Source organism: Pseudomonas sp. MOIL14HWK12:I1 (genome assembly GCF_000510705.1).
Lineage (GTDB): Bacteria > Pseudomonadota > Gammaproteobacteria > Pseudomonadales > Pseudomonadaceae > Chryseomonas > Chryseomonas oryzihabitans.
Genome location: NZ_AZNY01000003.1, coordinates 505650 through 524476 on the forward strand (window position 1 = coordinate 505650; position 18827 = coordinate 524476).

Annotated in this window: 15 protein-coding genes; 8 read left to right on the top strand and 7 right to left on the bottom strand. The window is 67.7% G+C overall.

Annotated elements, in window-relative coordinates:
* Positions 1-86 precede the first annotated feature (86 nt).
* The 6 genes from PSEK12I1_RS0102325 to choX are packed head-to-tail and all read right to left on the bottom strand — an operon-like array spanning position 87 to position 5525.
* Positions 87-1076: an alpha/beta hydrolase gene (locus PSEK12I1_RS0102325; protein WP_231501035.1), complete on the bottom strand. Its 990-nt coding sequence runs from the start codon at positions 1074-1076 to the stop codon at positions 87-89.
* A complete protein-coding gene (locus tag PSEK12I1_RS0102330; protein ID WP_027600573.1) occupies positions 1073-2227 on the bottom strand; it encodes a gamma-butyrobetaine dioxygenase in 1155 nt (384 codons plus the stop codon). The genes PSEK12I1_RS0102325 and PSEK12I1_RS0102330 overlap by 4 nt, the downstream gene beginning before the upstream one ends.
* Before the next feature lie 36 nt (positions 2228-2263).
* Complete coding sequence (locus PSEK12I1_RS0102335; RefSeq protein WP_027600574.1) at positions 2264-2734, bottom strand: thioesterase family protein; 471 nt, start codon at positions 2732-2734, stop codon at positions 2264-2266.
* A gap of 10 nt (positions 2735-2744) precedes the next feature.
* Positions 2745-3689 (bottom strand): L-carnitine dehydrogenase, encoded by a 945-nt coding sequence (locus tag PSEK12I1_RS0102340; RefSeq protein WP_027600575.1) that lies wholly within the window; start codon positions 3687-3689, stop codon positions 2745-2747.
* Complete coding sequence (locus PSEK12I1_RS0102345) at positions 3686-4573, bottom strand: 3-keto-5-aminohexanoate cleavage protein (RefSeq protein ID WP_027600576.1); 888 nt, start codon at positions 4571-4573, stop codon at positions 3686-3688. Before PSEK12I1_RS0102345 ends, PSEK12I1_RS0102340 begins: the two co-directional genes overlap by 4 nt.
* Positions 4574-4592: 19 nt before the next feature.
* Entirely contained in the window at positions 4593-5525 is a 933-nt protein-coding gene (gene choX, locus PSEK12I1_RS0102350; RefSeq protein ID WP_027600577.1) for a choline ABC transporter substrate-binding protein, read from the bottom strand.
* A 155-nt stretch (positions 5526-5680) separates the two neighbouring features.
* On the opposite strand from choX, the gene PSEK12I1_RS0102355 reads away from it, so the two are divergent.
* The 7 genes from PSEK12I1_RS0102355 (at position 5681) to PSEK12I1_RS0102385 (ending at position 15079) form a co-directional block, all read left to right on the top strand.
* Positions 5681-6667, top strand: a complete 987-nt coding sequence (locus PSEK12I1_RS0102355) for a GlxA family transcriptional regulator (protein ID WP_027600578.1) — start codon at positions 5681-5683, stop codon at positions 6665-6667.
* Between the two features lie 131 nt (positions 6668-6798).
* On the top strand, positions 6799-7776 hold the full coding sequence (locus PSEK12I1_RS0102360; protein ID WP_027597310.1) for a dipeptidase: 978 nt from the start codon (positions 6799-6801) through the stop codon (positions 7774-7776).
* 188 nt (positions 7777-7964) lie between these two features.
* A complete protein-coding gene (locus tag PSEK12I1_RS0102365) occupies positions 7965-8495 on the top strand; it encodes a DUF5943 domain-containing protein (RefSeq protein WP_027597311.1) in 531 nt (176 codons plus the stop codon).
* Positions 8496-8600: 105 nt separating this feature from the next.
* Entirely contained in the window at positions 8601-10661 is a 2061-nt protein-coding gene (gene dgcA, locus PSEK12I1_RS0102370) for a dimethylglycine demethylation protein DgcA (protein WP_027597312.1), read from the top strand.
* A gap of 183 nt (positions 10662-10844) precedes the next feature.
* Positions 10845-12836, top strand: coding sequence for a dimethylglycine demethylation protein DgcB (gene dgcB / locus PSEK12I1_RS0102375; RefSeq protein WP_027597313.1), 1992 nt, complete (start codon positions 10845-10847; stop codon positions 12834-12836).
* Between the two features lie 217 nt (positions 12837-13053).
* Positions 13054-14289 carry an electron transfer flavoprotein subunit alpha/FixB family protein gene (locus PSEK12I1_RS0102380; RefSeq protein ID WP_027600579.1) on the top strand — a complete coding sequence of 412 codons (1236 nt, stop codon included), beginning with the start codon at positions 13054-13056 and terminating at the stop codon, positions 14287-14289.
* Positions 14279-15079, top strand: a complete 801-nt coding sequence (locus PSEK12I1_RS0102385; RefSeq protein WP_037006600.1) for an electron transfer flavoprotein subunit beta — start codon at positions 14279-14281, stop codon at positions 15077-15079. The genes PSEK12I1_RS0102380 and PSEK12I1_RS0102385 overlap by 11 nt, the downstream gene beginning before the upstream one ends.
* Positions 15080-15651: 572 nt before the next feature.
* Here the strand turns inward: PSEK12I1_RS0102385 and polA are convergent.
* On the bottom strand, positions 15652-18399 hold the full coding sequence (gene polA / locus PSEK12I1_RS0102390) for a DNA polymerase I (protein WP_027600581.1): 2748 nt from the start codon (positions 18397-18399) through the stop codon (positions 15652-15654).
* Between the two features lie 111 nt (positions 18400-18510).
* Here polA and PSEK12I1_RS0102395 point away from each other — a divergent pair, with 111 nt between their 5' ends.
* Complete coding sequence (locus PSEK12I1_RS0102395; RefSeq protein ID WP_027597317.1) at positions 18511-18801, top strand: DUF2782 domain-containing protein; 291 nt, start codon at positions 18511-18513, stop codon at positions 18799-18801.
* Positions 18802-18827: the final 26 nt, after the last annotated feature.

Sequence of the window (18827 nt, forward strand, 5' to 3'; positions counted from 1 at the left end):
TCGCGGTTAGAATGGCGCCTATCAACGACATTTTCCGGTTGTTCGCCACCAGAGCCGAGCAACCCCCGGTTACACACTGAGGCCCATCAGGGCGTTTGAACCTCTTCCGTCTCCAGCGGTTGAGGTTTTTTTTTGTCTTTTGCCAGGTCAGCAGGGGGCAGGGCGCCCAGTTCGCCCGCGAGAAAGCGCTCCAGGGCCTCGCGCAGCGCCTCGGCCCGCCGACCCCGGGCGCGCAGGGCGCCGTGCAGCAGACCGGCGCCTTGCCACAGGCGACCGGGCGTCCCGCCGGCACGCAGGGCGGCGATATAGGCGCGGCCATGGTCGGCCAGGGGATCGCGCTGGGCCACGGCGACAAAGGCCGGCGCCAGTCCACTGCAATCGCTAGCCTCCAGGGGCAGGGCGAGAGACTCCCGGCGCTGCGCCTGGCGAGGCAGATAGACCTCCAGACACGCCCGCCAGTCGGCCGCGCTCAGCAACGGCGCCGCGGCCTGCCGGCGTTCGCTGGGCAGCACCCGCGCGGTCAGCGCCGGATAGATCAGCGCCTGGGCCCGGGGCTGGGCACGCCCCTGCTGCCGCAACGCCAGGCACAGGGCGGCGGCGAGATTGCCGCCGGCACTGTCGCCGGCCACCGCCAGCCGGGTCGGGTCCAGCCCCAGGGTCGGGGCGTGCTGCTGCAGCCAGTCCCAGGCCTGGCGGGCATCGTTCAGAGCGGCGGGATAGGGATGCTCCGGCGCCAGGCGATAGTCCACCAGCAGCACCGCCAGCCCCAGTCGCCGCGCCAGCCGCGCCGCGAGAAAACCGTGGGAATCCAGATCGCCGAGCATCCAGCCGCCGCCATGCAGATAGAGCAGGGCGGGACGGTCAGCGGTGGGCTCCCGCGGCGCCACCAACCGCAATGGCACGTCGCTGGCGCGGTGATCGCTGACCGCCAGGCCCTGATAGTCCGCCGGTGCCAAGGCTGCGCAGAGGCGCGTATAGGCCTGGCGTTGGGCCTGGATATCCGGGTCGGCCGTGGCGAAGGCCTGGCTGGCCGCGACGAAGGCGGCCATGTCCGCCGACAGCGGTGGCTGGCTCATCGTTGCAGCACGCGAATCCGGGAATGCAGTTCGTCTCTGTCGACATAGCAGCCCTGGAAGTTACGCGCGCCGCTGGCAGGGTCGAATTCATCCCTGGCATGCAGGGCGCGTCTGTTGTCGAAACACCAGAGCTGACCCGCTTCGAGTCGCTGTCGATAGCGGAAGTGATCGTCGCGCGTCAGGGCGATGAAGCGACGGTAGGCGCGGTAGAGCAGCGGCATGGTGGCGGGCAGGGTGCTGAAGGGGCCACGCAGGAAATTCGCCATGCGGATTTCCGTCACCTCCTGGTTTTCGTCCAGGGCAATGATGGGCGCCTGGTAGCGATAGTCAGAAGACCTGCCCCGATTGCGGAATTCGATGGGCAGGGTGGTGAGGATCTCGAAGGACTGCGGGTCTTCTCCCCTGAGCACTTCCGCCAGTTTGAATCCATCGACGAAGGTGCTGCTGCCGCCGCGTGCGTCGTTGACCAGGCAGTGCAGGAATTGCAGACCGGGTTGCAACTCGCGGGTCGGCAGATCGGTATGCAGGGGGAGGTTGAAGGCGGTATAGGCGTTGCTGTCCGCATCGACCTTGGACTGGACATCGAAGAGCGTGCCGAAATTGCTTTCCCGGATGAAGGAAATGCGTTTCGCCACGGGGACGAGCGCGCCGCTTTCGGTAGGCACGCCGTGGATCAGGGACAGGCCGGTATCTCTCACCATCAGCAGCCAAGCCAGCAGCGCGGCGTCGTCGGCCATTACGTCGGTGTAATGGAAGGCTGGAACAGCCAGGCTACTGTCCCAGAGCCTTTTCTTCGGCTTCAGCCGTTCCCGTTCAGCGAGGGATTCCTCGTCATAGGCGTGGGCGCGCAACCAACCCGCGTCGTAGGTACTGGCATGCCCGTCTTGCCAGAGGATGTCCAGATTGCCGTCGTCCGTGAGGGTCACCCGGGCGGCCTGAATGTCTTCGGGAATATCCAGGATCTCGACGACCTGCTCGCGGGTAACGGAATAGACACAGCGCGAGCAGGGACAGTTGTCCCTGAGCCAGAGCAGGTGGTAGGGACTGGTTCGGCCATCCAGCCAGTGAACGGTGACATGAGTATCGTCGCCTCGGGCACTGCCTATCGGGCTGATGACTTTATAGGTACTGAAGTCGGCGATGGCGCTCATGTCAGGGTGACTCCGCTGGATCCTTGGGGTCGTTGGTCATTTTCTCGCGGGCGGCAGGCCGATGACCCGCCCAACGTGCTCTGGCCAGGGCGCGTCCCGCTGCGCCGCCAGCTGGGTCGCCAGCCAGTCGTGTACCCGCGGCGCGAAGGGCGCGGAGCGGGGGCCGTCCAGATGGACGTGCAGGAGCAGTTGTTCGGAGGCGGCCAGCAGCTCGGTCTGCCCCTGGTGATGGAGCCCGAAGTGCAGGTGCAGCCGCTTGGCGTCCAGCGCCAGGAATCTCACCCGCACCTCCAGCTGGGCGTCCGCCTTCACCTCATGGAGGAAGTTGAGATGGCACTCCAGGGTGAACAGCGAGTGCCCGCTGGCGGCGCGGCCGGCGGCGTCCAGGCCCATGGCGTCCATCAGGGCGTCGGTGGCGTGGCTGAAGATCAGCAGGTAGTAGGCGTCGCGCAGATGGCCGTTGTAGTCGACCCACTCGGGGGCGACGGTGGTGCTGTGGATCAGCATGACCCTTCTCCTAGTCCCGAATCCCGTGGCGTGTCTTGCAGTCGGCGATGGCCGCCTGCACCGCCAGCAGGCAGTCGTCGCGATAGCGCTCCAGCGCCGCCAGTTCCAGGTCGCCCTGCTGGGCCTGGGTGCCCTCGACCACGGCGTCGATCAGGCCGTCGGTCAGCTCCGGGGCTTCCAGGTAGGTCCAGGGCAGTTTCAGTGCCGGGCCGAATTGCTGCATGAAGTGGCGCATGCCCGCCGGGCCGCCAGCCAGGGTGTAGGTGAGGAAGGTGCCCATGAACGACCAGCGCAGGCCGGCGCCATAGCGGATGGCGTCGTCGATCTCGCCGGTGGTGGCGACGCCGTCGTTGACCAGGTGCAGCGCCTCGCGCCACAGGGCTTCGAGCAGGCGGTCGGCAATGAAGCCGGGCACCTCCTTGCGCACCCGCAGCGGCCGCATGCCCAGCTCGCGATAGAAGGCCTCGGCGCGCTCCAGGTTGGCCGTCGAGGTCTGGCTGCCACCCACCACCTCCACCAGCGGCAGCAGGTAGACGGGGTTGAAGGGATGGCCCACCAGGCAGCGCTCGGGGTGCTGGGCGTCGGCATAGAAGTCACTGGGCAGCAGACCCGAGGTGCTGGAGCAGATCAGGGCGTCGGGCCGCGCTGCCCGGCTGACCCGGGCATGCAGGTCGCGCTTGAGCTCCAGACGCTCGGGCGCGCTTTCCTGGATGACGTCGGCAGTGGCCACCGCGGCTTCCAGATCGGTATGGAAGCTCAGGCGCTCCAGGCTGGCGCCGGGCGCCAGGCCCTGGGCCTCCAGGGCCGGCCAGGCATTGGCCAGGCGGATGCGCAGGGCGGCCTCGGCGCCGGGTGCCGGGTCCCAGGCACGGACGTCCAGGCCCCGAGCCAGGGCCCGGACGATCCAGCCGGCACCGATCACGCCGGTGCCGAGGGCGGCGAAGACGGCGCTCATCGGGCACCTCCCAGCTGCATCCGGTCCCGCCCTTCGGCCGGGCTCAGAGCGCGTCCGCCCAGCCGTTCGATGATCTGGATGACCCGCTCCACCAGGCTGCCGTTGGTGGCGTGGACGCCCCGGTCCAGCCAGAGATTGTCCTCCAGGCCGACGCGGACGTTGCCGCCCAGCAGCATGGCCTGGGCGGCCATGGGCATCTGCATCCGGCCGATGCCAAAGCCGGCCCAGCAGGCGCCCGCCGGCAGGTTGTCGACCATGGCCTTCATGGTGGTGGTGTCGGCCGGGGCGCCCCAGGGAATGCCCAGGCACAGCTGGAACAGCGGATCCTTCAGCAGGCCCTCCTTGAGCAACTGCTTGGCGAACCAGAGGTGGCCAGTGTCGAAGATCTCCAGCTCGGCCTTCACCCCCAGTTCGGTGATGCGCCTGGCCCCGGCGCGCAGTTGCGCGGGGGTGGAGACATAGATGAAGTCGCCATCGCCGAAGTTGAGGGTGCCGCAATCCAGGGTGCAGATGTCCGGACGCAATTCCTCGACATGCAGCAGGCGGGTGAGGGGACCGACCAGGTCCGAGCCGGGGCCGAAGTCGGTGGGCGTCTCGCCCGGGCCGATCTCCAGGTCGCCGCCCATGCCGGCGGTGAGGTTGATGACGATCTCGGTGTCCGCCTCGCGGATGCGCTCGACCACCTCGCGATAGAGCGCCACGTCGCGACTCGGCTTGCCGGTGGCGGGATCGCGCACATGGGCGTGCACCACGGTGGCGCCGGCGCGGGCCACTTCCAGGGCGGCGGCGGCGATCTGCGCCGGGGTAACGGGGACATGGGGATTGCGGCCTACGGTATCACCGGCGCCGGTCAGGGCGCAGGTGACGATGACATCGGTGTTCATGGGGTCTGTCCTTGGGCGATCAGAGCTTGAGAGCGGCGGGCTGGCCGGTACGGGTGGTCACGCCCTGGAGAAAGGCGTCGAGGCGTTGCGGGTTGTCCTTGAGCCAGGCGCGGGCGGCGTCCTTGGGCGCGGTGCGCTCCAGGATGGGCGCCATCACGGCACTGACCTCGGCACTGTCCATGTGCAGATTGCTGAGCAGGCGCTGGACGTTGGCGCAGCGCTGCGGATAGTCGGCGGTGGTCACCACCGAGACCGTGGCCTGGCCTTCCTTGGGGCCGAAGACGTCTTCGCTGCCTGTCAGGTAGCGCATCTTGATCTGCAGGTTCATCGGATGCGGCTTCCAGCCAAAGAAGACGATCCACTCCTTGCGCTTCTCGGCGCGGCGCACGGCGGTGAGCATGCCCGCCTCGCTGGACTCCACCAGCTGGAAGTCCTTGAGGCCGAAACGGTCGGTCTTGATCATCTCGGCGGTGCCGCGGTTGGCGCCGCTGCCTGGCTCGATGCCGTAGATCTTGCCGCCGAGCTTGTCCTTGAAGCGGGCGATGTCGGCAAAGGTCTTCAGGCCCCCCTCGTAGACGTACTCGGGCACCGCATAGGTGGACTGGGCATCGGCCAGCAGCGGCGGAGTGAGTACCTTGACCTGGCCCTTGTCGACGAAGGGCTGCACCACCGGCTGCATGGTCGGCTGCCAGTAGCCGAGGAACACATCCAGATTCTTGTCGCCCATGGCCGCCATGATGATCTGCTGGGAGGCGGTGGTCGGCTTCACGCCGTAGCCGAGGCCTTCGAGCATGACCTCGGCCAGGGCGCTGGTGGCGACCACGTCGGTCCAGCCGACAATGCCCATCCGTACCGTCTGGCAGCTGTCGGGATCGGCGGCGCGGGCGCTGCCAAGGGTGGCGGCCAGCAGGCCGCAGGCGAGGAGGGTGGCACTGAGGGTCTTGTTGGGCATGACGAACTCCCTGGGGCGGCGGGCGGGGATGACTGCCGGTTGCCTTCTACCCTAGGCGCCTCGCCCCGCCGCCATGTGCAGCCCGACGACCGGAATTTGCACCCTGGCGACCTTCTTGCTTGCCCAAGCCAACCGTTACCGAGGACGCCCCACCCATGCCGCAGTCCTTTGCCTTTCTCCTGCTGCCCGGCTTTTCCGCCCTGGGCTTCATCGCCACCCTGGAACCCCTGCGGGTGGCCAACCGCTTTCGCCCGGGCAGCTACCGCTGGCGCATCCTCGGTCGCGAGGGCGCGGCGGTGACCGCCAGCAACGGCATGTCGGTCAATGTCGACAGTGGCCTCGATGCCCTGGAAGCGGGCACCACCCTGTTCGTGGTGGCCGGTTTCGAGCCCCTGGCCCATTACGACGACGGCCTCGCCAGCTGGCTGCGCCAGGTCGCCCGCCACGGCCATCCCCTGGGCGGGATCGACACCGGTGCCCTGGTGCTGGCGCGTGCCGGGCTGCTGGACGGCCATAGGATCACCCTGCACTGGGAGGCGGTGGCGGCCTTTCGCGAAGCCTGGCCGCAGCTCGAGGTGACCGGCGAGCTGTTCGAGATCGACCGCGGCCGCATCACCTGCGCCGGCGGCACGGCCAGCCTCGACCTGCTGCTGGAACTGATCGGCCGCAGCCACGGCAGCGAACTGGCGGTGCAGGTCTCCGAGCAATTCGTGCTCGGGCGCATTCGCCCGCCGCGCGAGCACCAGCGGCTGCAGGTGGCGCAGCGCTACGGTATCGCCAATCGCAAGCTGATCCGCGTGGTGGAGCGCATGGAGCGCCACACCGAGACGCCCCTGGGCACCCTGGAACTGGCCGCCGGCATCCAGGTGACCCGCCGCCAGCTGGAGCGGCTGTTCCGCCTCCACCTGCAGACGACCCCCTCCACCTTCTATCTGCAGTTGCGCCTGGACCGGGCCCGCCAGCTGCTGCAGCAGGGGGAGGCCAGCGTGCTGGACGTCGCCCTGGCCTGCGGCTTCGAGTCCGCGTCCTATTTCTCCCGCTGCTACCGCCAGCGCTTCGGCCTGAGTCCGCGGGAAGACCGGCCGCACCGGTCGTCGGCGCCGGAGCTTGTGGCGGCGGCTGCCGGCCTGCCGCCGGGGTAGGCCGACCCGCTCACTGACGCTTCTGGTGATACCCCTGTCGTTTTTGCATCCGGTCGGCCAGGACCCCGGGGCTATGCTGGCCTCGAATCGCCGGCACCCGTTCCGGCGCGAGACCAACGCCGGAGCCCGTCATGAATGCCACCGAACTCCACGCCGACAGCATCGTCATCGACGGGCTGATCATCGCCAAGTGGAACCGCGAACTCTTCGAAGACATGCGCAAGGGTGGCCTGACCGCCGCCAACTGCACCGTCTCGGTATGGGAGGGCTTCCAGGCCACGGTCAACAACATCGCCGCGAGCCAGAAGCTGATCCGCGAGTGCAGCGACCTGGTGGTCCAGGTGCGCACCACCGCCGAGATCCGCCAGGCCAAGGCCCAGGGCAAGACCGGCATCCTGTTCGGCTTCCAGAACGCCCATGCCTTCGAAGACCAGATCGGCTACGTCGAGATCTTCAAGCAGCTCGGCGTGGGCATTGTGCAGATGTGCTACAACACCCAGAACCTGGTGGGCACCGGCTGCTACGAGCGTGACGGCGGCCTGTCCGGCTTCGGTCGCGAGATCGTCGCCGAGATGAACCGCGTCGGCATCATGTGCGACCTCTCCCACGTCGGCTCCAAGACCAGCGAGGAAGTCATCCTCGAATCCAAGAAGCCGGTCTGCTACTCCCACTGCCTGCCGTCCGGCCTGAAGGAGCATCCGCGCAACAAGTCGGACGCGGAACTCAAGTTCATCGCCGACCACGGCGGCTTCGTCGGCGTGACCATGTTCGCCCCCTTCCTGGCCAAGGGCATCGACTCGACCATCGACGACTACGCCGAGGCCATCGAGTACGTGATGAACCTGGTGGGTGAAGACTCCATCGGCATCGGTACCGACTTCACCCAGGGCCACGGCCATGACTTCTTCGAGTGGCTGACCCATGACAAGGGCTACGCCCGTCGCCTGACCAACTTCGGCAAGATCGTCAACCCGCTGGGCATCCGCACCGTGGGCGAATTCCCCAACCTGACCGAGACCCTGCTCAAGCGCGGCATGCCCGAGCGCACCGTGCGCAAGGTCATGGGCGAGAACTGGATGCGCATCCTCGGCGAAGTCTGGGGCGAGTAGTGAATACCTCTGGAGCCTACTGCGCACACCGCTAGCGGCGTCGCGTCCTCGCGCCAGGTTCGCCGTACCTCGGTACTGCTCTCACCTGGCGCTGCGGGGCTCCTTGTCAGCGGCGCGCTCGCTACGGCTCCACAGGCATTCACCCACACCTTTTTTTAGATACGTATTAGCGAATCGGAGCTCCACACATGGCCAGCCACGCCCCCGAAATGCCCATCCAGGTCGACGACGAAACCGGCGTCTGGACCACCGACGCCCTGCCGATGCTGTACGTACCCCGGCACTTCTTCGTCAACAACCACATGGGTATCGAAGAAGTCCTGGGCGCCGACAAATACGCCGAGATCCTCTACAAGGCCGGCTACAAGTCCGCCTGGCACTGGTGCGAGAAGGAAGCCGAGTGCCATGGCATCCACGGCGCCGCGGTGTTCGAGCACTACATGAAGCGCCTGTCGCAGCGCGGCTGGGGCCTGTTCGAGACCCAGAAGCTCGATCTGGACACCGGCCATGCCGAGGTCAAGCTCAAGCATTCCGCCTTCGTCTACGTCTACGGCAAGGTCAATCGCAAGGTCGACTACATGTTCACCGGCTGGTTCTCCGGCGCCATCGACCAGATCCTGGCCGCCAAGGGCAGTGCCATCCGCACCGTCACCGTCCAGGAATACAGCGGTTCCGAAGAAGGCCATGACGACGGCCTGTTCGTCACCCGGCCGAAGTAACGTCCCGCCCCCGGGTGGCCGCCGACCCGCTCGCCGCCACCCCAGCGCCACCCCAGAGCAAGAGCGCGGCTCAAGACCGCGCACCAGCCGATCGAGGAGAAGGTCATGGCCTTCGAAGCAATGTTCCAGCCGATCCAGATCGGCAAGCTCACCATCCGCAACCGCGTACTCTCCACGGCCCACGCCGAGGTCTATGCCACCGACGGCGGCATGACCACCGAGCGTTACGTCAAGTATTACGAAGAGAAGGCCAAGGGCGGCATCGGCCTGGCCATCTGCGGGGGTTCCTCGGTGGTCGCCATCGACAGCCCGCAGCACTGGTGGAGTTCGGTCAACCTCTCCACCGACCGCATCATTCCGCACTTCCAGAATCTGGCCGACGCCATGCACAAGCACGGCGCCAAGATCATGATCCAGATCACCCACATGGGGCGCCGCTCCCGCTGGGACGGCGGCCACTGGCCGACCCTGATGTCGCCGTCGGGCATCCGCGAGCCCGTGCACCGCGCCACCTGCAAGACCATCGAGCCGGAAGAGATCTGGCGGGTGATCGGCAACTTCGCCCAGGCCGCCCGCCGGGCCAAGGCCGGCGGCCTGGACGGCGTCGAGCTGTCCGCCGTGCACCAGCACATGATCGACCAGTTCTGGTCGCCGCGGGTCAACAAGCGTACCGACGAATGGGGCGGCAGCTTCGAGAACCGCATGAGATTCGGCATGGAGGTGCTCAAGGCCGTGCGTGCCGAGGTCGGTGACGACTTCTGCGTCGGCATGCGCATCACCGGCGACGAATTCCACCCGGACGGTCTGTCCCACGACGACATGAAGCAGATCGCCAAGTACTACAGCGACACCGGCATGCTCGACTTCATCGGCGTCGTCGGCTCGGGGTGCGACACCCACAACACCCTGGCCAACGTCATCCCCAACATGACCTATCCGCCGGAGCCCTTCCTGCACCTGGCCGCGGGCATCAAGGAAGTGGTCAACGTACCGGTGCTGCACGCCCAGAACATCAAGGACCCGAACCAGGCCACCCGTATCCTGGAAGGCGGCTATGTCGACATGGTCGGCATGACCCGCGCCCATATCGCCGATCCGCACCTGATCACCAAGATCAAGATGGGGCAGATCGACCAGATCCGTCAGTGCGTCGGCGCCAACTACTGCATCGACCGCCAGTACAACGGCCTCGACGTGCTGTGCATCCAGAACGCCGCCACTAGCCGCGAATACATGGGCCTGCCGCACATCATCGAGAAGTCCACCGGGCCCAAGCGCAAGGTGGTCATCGTCGGCGGCGGCCCGGCCGGCATGGAGGCCGCGCGCGTCTCGGCCGAGCGCGGCCATGACGTCACCCTGTTCGAGAAGCAGGAGCAACTCGGCGGCCAGATCACCCTGGCCTCTCGCGCTCCGCAGCGCGACCAGATCGCCGGCATCACCCGCTGGTACCAGCTGGAACTGGCGCGCCTGGGCATCGACCTGCGCCTGGGCACCGCCGCCGATCCGGCGACCATCCTCGACCTGCGTCCGGACATCGTCATCCTCGCCAACGGCGGCCATCCCTTCCTGGAACAGGTCGACCACTGGCACGCCGCCGACGGCCTGGTCGTCAGCAGCTGGGACATCCTCTCGGGCAAGGTCGAACCGGGCAAGAACGTGCTGGTGTACGACACCATCTGTGAATTCACCGGCATGTCGGTGGCCGACTACCTGGCCGACAAGGGCGCCCAGGTCGAGATCGTCACCGACGACATCAAGCCGGGCGTGGCCATCGGCGGGACCACCTTCCCGACCTACTACCGCAGCCTCTATCCCAAGGAAGTGATCATGACCGGCGACCTGATGCTGGAAAAGGTCTACGCCGAGGGCGACAAGAAGGTCGCGGTGCTGGAGAACGAATACACCGGCGCCCGCGAAGAGCGCGTGGTCGACCAGATCGTCATCGAGAACGGCGTGCGCCCGGACGAGGGGCTCTACTACGCCCTCAAGGAAGACTCGCGCAACAAGGGCCAGATGGACATCGAGGCGCTGTTCGCCATCGAGCCGCAGCCGGCGCTGGGCGAGACCGGCAACGGCTACCTGCTCTACCGGATCGGCGACTGCGTGGCCCAGCGCAACACCCACGCCGCCATCTACGACGCCCTGCGCCTGTGCAAGGACTTCTAAGACACGCCCCGTGAGGGTTCGCAACGTCCGGTCGGCACGGACAGCCCCCTCTCCCTGAGGGAGAGGGCGGGGGTGAGGGGCCCAGCTGACGCCTTGGCGTCAAAGCGGGCTCTCCATCTCGGCTTTCTCCCCAGGGAGAGGAGGTGATCCGCCGCCACCCGAGGTCCCGTAGGGAGACCCGCAATGCTCAGTACCATCCTCCCCATCCTGCTCTTCGCCGCCCTGGCCCTCACCGTGATCGGTGCCGTGCGCCGCTTCAGTCTCTGGCGACAGGGGCGTCCGGCCGAGGTCGACTGGCTGGGCGGGCTGCTGAAGATGCCGCGGCGCTACCTGGTGGATCTGCACCACGTGGTCGACCGCGACAAGTACATCTCCAAGACCCACGTGGCCACCGCTGGCGGCTTCGTCTTGGCGGCGCTCTTGGCCATCCTGGTGCATGGCTTCGGCCTGCACAGCCGCATCCTCGGCTGGGCGCTGCTGGCGGCCACCGCCTGCATGTTCACCGGCGCCCTGTTCGTCGCCAGGCGCCGCCGCAATCCGCCGGCGCGGCTGTCCAAGGGCCCCTGGATGCGCCTGCCCAAGAGCCTGCTGGCCTTTGCCGCGAGCTTCTTCATCGCCACCCTGCCGGTCGCCGGCATCCTGCCGCCGGACTTCGGCGGCTGGCTGCTGGCCGCGGTGCTGGCGGTGGGCGTGGCCTGGGGCGTGTCCGAACTGTTCCTCGGCATGACCTGGGGCGGTCCCATCAAGCACGCCTTCGCCGGTGCCCTGCACCTGGCCTGGCACCGTCGCGCCGAGCGCTTCAGCACCCCGCACAACGCCAGCGCCGCCCGCTCCAGCGGTCTCAAGGCGCTGGACCTGCACGATCCCAAGGCGCCGCTGGGGGTGGAAAAACCCGCCGACTTCACCTGGAACCAGCTGCTCGGCTTCGACGCCTGCGTCCAGTGCGGTCGCTGCGAAGCCATGTGCCCGGCCTTCGCCGCCGGCCAGCCGCTCAATCCCAAGAAGCTGATCCAGGACATGGTCGTCGGCCTCAAGGGCGGCAGCGATGCCCGCTACTTCGGCTCGCCCTATCCGGGCAAGCCGGTCGGCGAGCACGCCGGCGGTCCGCACCTGCCGATCGTGGCGCGCCAGGGCAAGGCCCTGGTGGATGCCGAGACCCTCTGGTCCTGCACCACCTGCCGCGCCTGCGTCGAGGAATGCCCGATGATGATCGAGCACGTCGATGCCATCGTCGACATGCGCCGGCACCTGACCCTGGAACGCGGCGAGACGCCGAACAAGGGCGCCGAGGTGCTGGAAAATCTCATCGCCACCGACAACCCCGGCGGCTTCGCCCCCGGTGGCCGCCTGAACTGGGCCGCCGACCTGGACCTGCCGCTGATGAAGGACAAGGGCCAGGCCGAGGTGCTGTTCTGGGTCGGCGACGGTGCCTTCGACATGCGCAACCAGCGCACCTTGCGCGCCTTCGTCAAGGTGCTCAAGGCAGCCAAGGTGGACTTCGCCGTGCTCGGCCTGGAAGAGCGCGACAGCGGTGACGTGGCCCGTCGCCTGGGCGACGAGGCGACCTTCCAGCAACTGGCCAGACGCAACATCGAGACCCTGGGCAAGTATCGCTTCCAGACCATCGTCTCCTGCGATCCGCACAGCTTCCATGTGCTCAAGAACGAATACGGCGCCCTGGGCGGCAACTACCAGGTGCAGCACCACAGCACCTTCATCGAGACCCTGCTCAGCCGCGGCACCCTGCACCTCGGCCAGCACGCCCTGGCCGAGCAGGGCGCCACCATCACCTATCACGATCCCTGCTATCTGGGCCGCTACAACGGCGAGTACGAGGCGCCGCGCGCGGTGCTCAAGGCGCTGGGCATCGCGGTCAAGGAGATGGAGCGTTCCGGCTTCCGTTCGCGCTGCTGCGGCGGTGGCGGTGGCGCCCCCATCACCGACATCCCCGGCAAGCAGCGGATCCCCGACATGCGCATGGCCGACATCAAGGAAACCGGCGCCGAGCTGGTGGCCGTGGGCTGCCCCCAGTGCACCCTGATGCTGGAAGGCGTGGTCGCCCCGCGTCCGGAGATCAAGGACATCGCCGAACTGGTGGCCGAGGCCATCGTCGAGGCGCCGGTGGACAGCAAGCCTGCGGCTGCGCGGCGGCCGGTGGCGGAGGCGCTGTCGTGAGTGGGTTTGGTAGCCCCCTCACCCTGGCCCTCTCCCCGAGGGGAGAGGGGATGGCTACCGGTGTCCGGCCAGTTCTGGCGTTCGCCTGTAGCACCGGGAAAAGCCATCTGGCAGGCCTGCCGCTTTTTTCTTTTACCCCCGCTCCCCTCAGGGGAGAGGGCTGGGGTGAGGGGCCCACCGCGCACCTCACCGGCCATTTCCAAACGGAGCGCCCAGCATGAGCATCATCCGTCGCGATCCGCGCCGCGAGTGGATCGCGCGCAACCGTCTGCATCCGCTGCACGCCAGTATCGCCAGCAGCGCCGAGGCCGAAGTCCGCTGGATGGGCCCCAATGGCCTGGTCCGCAAGAATCCCCATGCCGCGGCGGCCGGTTTCGTCGGCCCCCAGGGCGTCAAGCGGATCGATCGCAGCGGCGCCCAGCAGGGCGGCGGCCGCCGTGGCGCCGCCCAGGCGGTGGAAGAACAGCTGCCGCTGCACCGGATCGCCGAACCGGCCTTCCACATCGCCGTGGTTCCGGACCTGGTCAGCGGTCGCCTGACCGCCCATGACCGCGACCTGCTGGGCCTGGCCCGGCAACTGGCCGGCGCCGAGGGCGCCGTGCTGGCGGTGGTCTTCGGCGAGGTCAAGGAAACCGCCTTCGATACCGCCGGCGTGGATCGCCTGCTGCATCTGGACGGCGAGCAATTCCAGGGCTATGCCCCCGAGCAGCGGGTGCTGGCGCTGCGCGCGGTAGACAATGAACTGCAGCCGCGTCACTGGCTGCTGCCCGACAGCCGCAGTGGTGGCGGCGAACTGGGTCGGCGCCTGGGCGCGGCCCTGCACGAGCGTCCCGCCACCCGCGTCTGGCAGGTCAAGGACGGTCTGGCCACCGGCCGCGCCGGTGCCGGTCGCCAGGATCTGCAGCAGCCGCTGCCGCGCCTGGTGCTGGCCCTGCCGGAGTGCGCGGAGCCGGTCGGCGAGACCCGTCACGAGGTCCTGCCGGTCACCCTCGGCGGCAACATCGCCCGCCACCTGCCGCGCATCGAGGACCTCGGCCCGGTTGCGGTGGACCCCATGCAGATTCCCCTGGGCGAAGCGGAATTCATCCTCTCCGGTGGCAACGGCATCCGCGACTGGGATCTGTTCCACAGCACCGCCGCCATCCTCGGTGCCACCGAGGGCGCCTCGCGGGTGGCGGTGGACGATGGCCATATGCCGCGCAATCGTCAGGTAGGTGCGACCGGGACCTGGGTCACCGCGCGGGTCTATCTGGCCGTGGGTATCTCCGGCGCCGTGCAGCATCTGCAGGGCATCGCCAGTTGCGACAAGGTCATCGCCATCAATACCAATCCGGGTTGCGACATGGTCAAGCGCGCCGATCTTTCGGTGATCGGCAATGGTGACGCCATCCTGGCCGCCCTGGCGCGGCTGGTCGAACAACAGCGGGCAGGGGAGTTGCAGGATGTCGCCTGAGCAGAAGCTGCCGTCGCTGGACGGCGTCAAGGTCGTGGCCCTGGTCTCCGTCGGCGCCCACCCTACCTCCGGACGGGCCCGGCGGGCGGAACAGGATGCCCGCGCCGTCGAACTGGGCCTGCGCCTGGTGGGCGACAGGCTGCGCGTGCTGCACGCCGGTGATCCCGCCGAAGAGGCCTTGCGTGGCTATCTGGGCATGGGCGTGCCGGCCCTGCACGTACTGGAACAACCGCCAGGCGCCGATGCCCTGCCAGCCCTCGGCGATACCTTGCGCGACGTCGGCGCCGGCCTGGTGCTGACCGGCAGCCAGGCGGAAACCGGCGAAGGCTCGGGTTTGCTGCCCTACTTGCTGGCCGAGACCCTTGGCTGGCCGCTGGTGGTTGGCCTCGCCGCGGTGGAAGCCGTGGAAGGTGGCCAGGCCACGGTGCTCCAGGCCCTGCCGCGTGGTCAGCGGCGGCGCCTGCGGGTACGGCTGCCCTTCGTCGCCAGCGTCGACAGCGCCGCCCCGGCGCCGCGGCAAAGCGCCTTCGGCCCCGCCCGGCGGGGCGAGTTGCAGGTGGAGACCACCGAGATCGTGCAGGACAGCCTGTTCGACAGCGGCGAATTGCAGCCCGCCAAGGCCCGCCCCAAGCGCCTCAAGGTGATCAAGGCCAAGACCGCCGCCGACCGCTTCAAGGCCGCCACGGCCAAGGCTTCCGGCGACGGCGGCCAGGTCCTCAAGGACCTGACCCCGGAAGCGGCCGCGGCCGCCATCTTCAAGGTATTGCGCGAGGAAGGGGTAGTACGCTGAAGTTGTAACCCCCTCTCCCTCAGGGAGAGGGCCGGGGTGAGGGCACCCTTGGCACCTGAGTTTCAGGTGGAAAAGGCTGCGCCGTTTTCCACGCTATGGAGCCACGGTGTCGAAGCCACGCTCCAAACCGCCCCCTCTCCTCTTAGGAGAGGGCTGGGGTGAGGGCGCCCTTGGCACCTGAGTTTCAGGTGGAAAAGGCTACGCCGTTTTCCACGCTATGGAGCCACGGTGTCGAAGCCACGCTCCAAACCGCCCCCTCTCCCCCTGGGAGAGGGCTGGGGTGAGGGCGCCCTTAACACCTGAGTTTCAGGTGGAAAAGGCTGCGCCGTTTTCCACGCTACGGAGCCACGGTGTCGAGGCCGCGCTCCGAATCACCCCCTCTCCCTCTGGGAGAGGGCTGGGGTGAGGGGAGGCGCGGCACCCAAGCCTCAGATGGAAATGGCTGTTCCGTTTCCAAGCTACGGTGTCTGAATCGCGGCCATGGGCCGCTCCTACAGTGAGATCTAAACCAGTAGAAGCGGCCGCATTGGCGGACCGCCATGGCCGCGATCAAACCCAGTCAGGCGTACTGATCAGTGCGCCTCGTCCCAGTTACCACCCACCCCCGACTCCACCAGCAGCGGCACGTCCAGCTCGCCGGCGCCGCTCATCAGCGGCAGCAGGCCTTCGCGCAGCAGCTCCACCTGGTCCTCGCGGACCTCCAGCACCAGTTCGTCGTGTACCTGCAGGATCACCCGGGCATCCAGCTCGGGGGTCGATTGCAGCCAGGCGTCCACGGCGATCATGGCGCGCTTGATGATGTCAGCCGCGGTGCCCTGCATGGGCGCGTTGATCGCCGCCCGCTCGGCCGCGCGACGCAGGCCCTGGTTCTTGGAGTGGATGTCCGGCAGGTACAGCCGGCGGCCATAGAGGGTCTCCACGTAGCCCTGGTCCACCACCTGGGCGCGGGTGCGCTCCATGTAGGCCAGCACGCCCGGATAGCGCTGGAAATAGCGATCGATATAGGCCTGGGCCTCGGCGCGGCCGACGCCGATCTGCTTGGCCAGGCCAAAGGCGCTCATGCCGTAGATCAGGCCGAAGTTGATGGCCTTGGCGCGGCGACGGTCCTCGTTGCTGACCTCTTCCAGGGGCACGCCCATCACCTCGGCGGCGGTGGCGCGGTGCACGTCCAGATCGTTCTGGAAGGCGTGCAGCAGGCCTTCGTCCTGGGCCAGGTGGGCCATGATGCGCAATTCGATCTGCGAATAGTCCGCCGCCAGCAGGCGATAGCCCTGGGGTGCGACGAAGGCCTGGCGGATGCGCCGGCCCTCGGCAGTGCGGATCGGAATGTTCTGCAGATTCGGGTCGCTGGACGACAGCCGCCCGGTAGCCGTCACCGCCTGGTGGTAGCTGGTGTGGATGCGCCCAGTGCGCGGATTGATCTGCTGCGGCAGCTTGTCGGTGTAGGTGCTCTTGAGCTTGCTCATCTGCCGGTACTGCATCAGCACCTTGGGCAGCGGGAAGTCCTGGTCGGCCAGTTCCTGCAGCACCGCCTCGGCGGTGGAGGGCTGGCCGGAAGCGGTCTTGCTGACCACCGGCAGACCCAGCTTGACGAAGAGGATCTCGCCCAGCTGCTTGGGCGAACCCAGGTTGAATTCCTGGCCGGCCAGCTCATAGGCCTCCTTTTCCAGGGCGATCATCTTCTCGCCCAGCTCGCGGCTCTGCACCCCGAGCAGCGCCGAATCCACCAGGGCGCCGTTGCGCTCGATGCGCGCCAGCGCCGGCACCAGCGGCATCTCGATGTCGCGCAGCACCGCGGCCAGGCCCGGCACGGCCTCCAGCCTGGGCCAGAGGGTCTCATGCAGGCGCAGGGTGACGTCGGCATCCTCGGCGGCATAGGGCCCGGCTTGCTCGATGGCGATCTGGTCGAAGGTCAGCTGCTTGGCGCCCTTGCCGGCGATGTCCTCGAAACGGATGGTGCTGTGGCCCAGGTACTTGAGCGCCAGGCTGTCCATGTCGTGCCGGGTGCCGGTGGCGTCCAGCACATAGGATTCGAGCATGGTGTCGAAGGCGATGCCCTGGATCGTGATGCCGTAGCGGGTCAGCACATTGAGGTCGTATTTGCCGTGCTGCATGACCTTGAGCTTGGCCGGGTCTTCCAGCAGCGGCTTGAGCGCCGCCAATACCGGCTCCATACCGAGCTGGGTCGGCGCGCCCATGTAACTGTGGGCCAGGGGCACATAGGCAGCCTGGCCCGGCGCCACGGCAAAGGACAGGCCCACCAGCTCGGCGCGCTGGGCATCGATGCTGGTGGTCTCGGTGTCGAAGGCGAAGCAGTCGGCGGCTTGCAGGCGCGCTAGCCAGGCGTCGAAGTCGGCCTGCTCCAGCACGGTGTCGTAATGGGTTTCCACCTGGGTGGTGGCGGCATCCTCGGCCAGCGGCAGCGGCGCGCCCTGGCGCTTGGTGTCGCGGATCAGCTCATCCAGCCAGGACTTGAATTCCAGCTCCTGGTAGAGCGCCATCAGGGCTTCCACATGGGGCTCGCCGACCTTGAGTTCCTCGAAGGTGAGGTCCAGCGGCACGTCCAGCTTGATGGTCGCCAGCTGATAGGACAGATAGGCCTGCTCGCGATGCTGGTCCAGCTTGGCGGCCAGCGACTTGGCGCCGCGCAAGGGCAGGGCGGCCACCGCGTCGAGGTTGGCGTAGAGGGTATCCAGGCCACCGCCGATGCCATTGAGCAGGCCGGCGGCGGTCTTCTCGCCCACCCCGGGTACCCCGGGGATGTTGTCGATCTTGTCGCCCATCAACGCCAGGTAGTCGATGATCAGCTCCGGACCCACGCCGAACTTGGTCCTGACCCCTTCCACGTCCAGCACGCTGCCGCTCATGGTGTTGACCAGGGTGACGTAGGGGCAGACCAGCTGGGCCATGTCCTTGTCGCCGGTGGAGATCACCACCGGGCGCTCGGCGCTGGCGCAGTGGCGGGCGAGGGTGCCGATGACGTCGTCGGCTTCCACCCCTTCGACGGCCAGCAGCGGCAGGCCCAGGGCGCGGATGCAGGCGTGCAGCGGCTCGACCTGGCCGCGCAGGTCGTCGGGCATGGCCGGTCGCTGGGCCTTGTAGTCGGCGAAGAGTTCGTCGCGGAAGGTCGGGCCCTTGGCGTCGAAGACCACCGCGAAGAGGCTGTCCGGATACTGGCGGCGCAGCGAGAGCAGCATGTTGAGCACGCCCTTCACCGCGCCGGTCGGCTTGCCGGTGGAGGTCATCAGCGGCGGCAGGGCGTGGAAGGCGCGATAGAGATAGGAGGAACCGTCCACCAGGACGAGAGGGGCGTGGCTCATGGTCTAAACCTTTGTCGTGGCGTGTGCGGCGTCTGTCCGGCCAGTCTCGACGACTGCAAGGCCGGGTTCTAGAATCGACCACTCGCTCCGTTCAAAAGGTCAAAGGTTACCATGGGTGCTCGTCGCTTCCTCTTCGCCGCGTTGCTGCTGGCGCCGCTGGTCCAGGCCGCGGAACCGCTGCCACCGGGCGAAAAGCCCCTGCCTGACGAGATCAAGGTGATCCGCTATCAGGCCGGCGACCAGACCATCGAGGAGACGCGCATCCGCGGCGTGCTGCAGTCCACCCGGGTCATCCCCAAGCATGGCGCGCCCTACGAACTGGTGCCCGCCGATGGCAGCAGCACCGCCGCCAACGACAAGCCGACCCTGCACGTCCCCAGCTGGCGCCTGTTCAGCTGGTAGGCGCAAGGCGCCTGGACCGGTAAACT

Bases quoted from the DNA above. Each gene is read 5' to 3' on its own strand.
- PSEK12I1_RS0102325 (WP_231501035.1), bottom strand. From the start codon at position 1,076: ATGAGCCAGCCACCGCTGTCGGCGGACATGGCCGCCTTCGTCGCGGCC.
- PSEK12I1_RS0102330 (WP_027600573.1), bottom strand. From the start codon at position 2,227: ATGAGCGCCATCGCCGACTTCAGTACCTATAAAGTCATCAGCCCGATA.
- PSEK12I1_RS0102335 (WP_027600574.1), bottom strand. From the start codon at position 2,734: ATGCTGATCCACAGCACCACCGTCGCCCCCGAGTGGGTCGACTACAAC.
- PSEK12I1_RS0102340 (WP_027600575.1), bottom strand. From the start codon at position 3,689: ATGAGCGCCGTCTTCGCCGCCCTCGGCACCGGCGTGATCGGTGCCGGC.
- PSEK12I1_RS0102345 (WP_027600576.1), bottom strand. From the start codon at position 4,573: ATGAACACCGATGTCATCGTCACCTGCGCCCTGACCGGCGCCGGTGAT.
- choX (WP_027600577.1), bottom strand. From the start codon at position 5,525: ATGCCCAACAAGACCCTCAGTGCCACCCTCCTCGCCTGCGGCCTGCTG.
- PSEK12I1_RS0102355 (WP_027600578.1), top strand. From the start codon at position 5,681: ATGCCGCAGTCCTTTGCCTTTCTCCTGCTGCCCGGCTTTTCCGCCCTG.
- PSEK12I1_RS0102360 (WP_027597310.1), top strand. From the start codon at position 6,799: ATGAATGCCACCGAACTCCACGCCGACAGCATCGTCATCGACGGGCTG.
- PSEK12I1_RS0102365 (WP_027597311.1), top strand. From the start codon at position 7,965: ATGGCCAGCCACGCCCCCGAAATGCCCATCCAGGTCGACGACGAAACC.
- dgcA (WP_027597312.1), top strand. From the start codon at position 8,601: ATGGCCTTCGAAGCAATGTTCCAGCCGATCCAGATCGGCAAGCTCACC.
- dgcB (WP_027597313.1), top strand. From the start codon at position 10,845: ATGCTCAGTACCATCCTCCCCATCCTGCTCTTCGCCGCCCTGGCCCTC.
- PSEK12I1_RS0102380 (WP_027600579.1), top strand. From the start codon at position 13,054: ATGAGCATCATCCGTCGCGATCCGCGCCGCGAGTGGATCGCGCGCAAC.
- PSEK12I1_RS0102385 (WP_037006600.1), top strand. From the start codon at position 14,279: ATGTCGCCTGAGCAGAAGCTGCCGTCGCTGGACGGCGTCAAGGTCGTG.
- polA (WP_027600581.1), bottom strand. From the start codon at position 18,399: ATGAGCCACGCCCCTCTCGTCCTGGTGGACGGTTCCTCCTATCTCTAT.
- PSEK12I1_RS0102395 (WP_027597317.1), top strand. From the start codon at position 18,511: ATGGGTGCTCGTCGCTTCCTCTTCGCCGCGTTGCTGCTGGCGCCGCTG.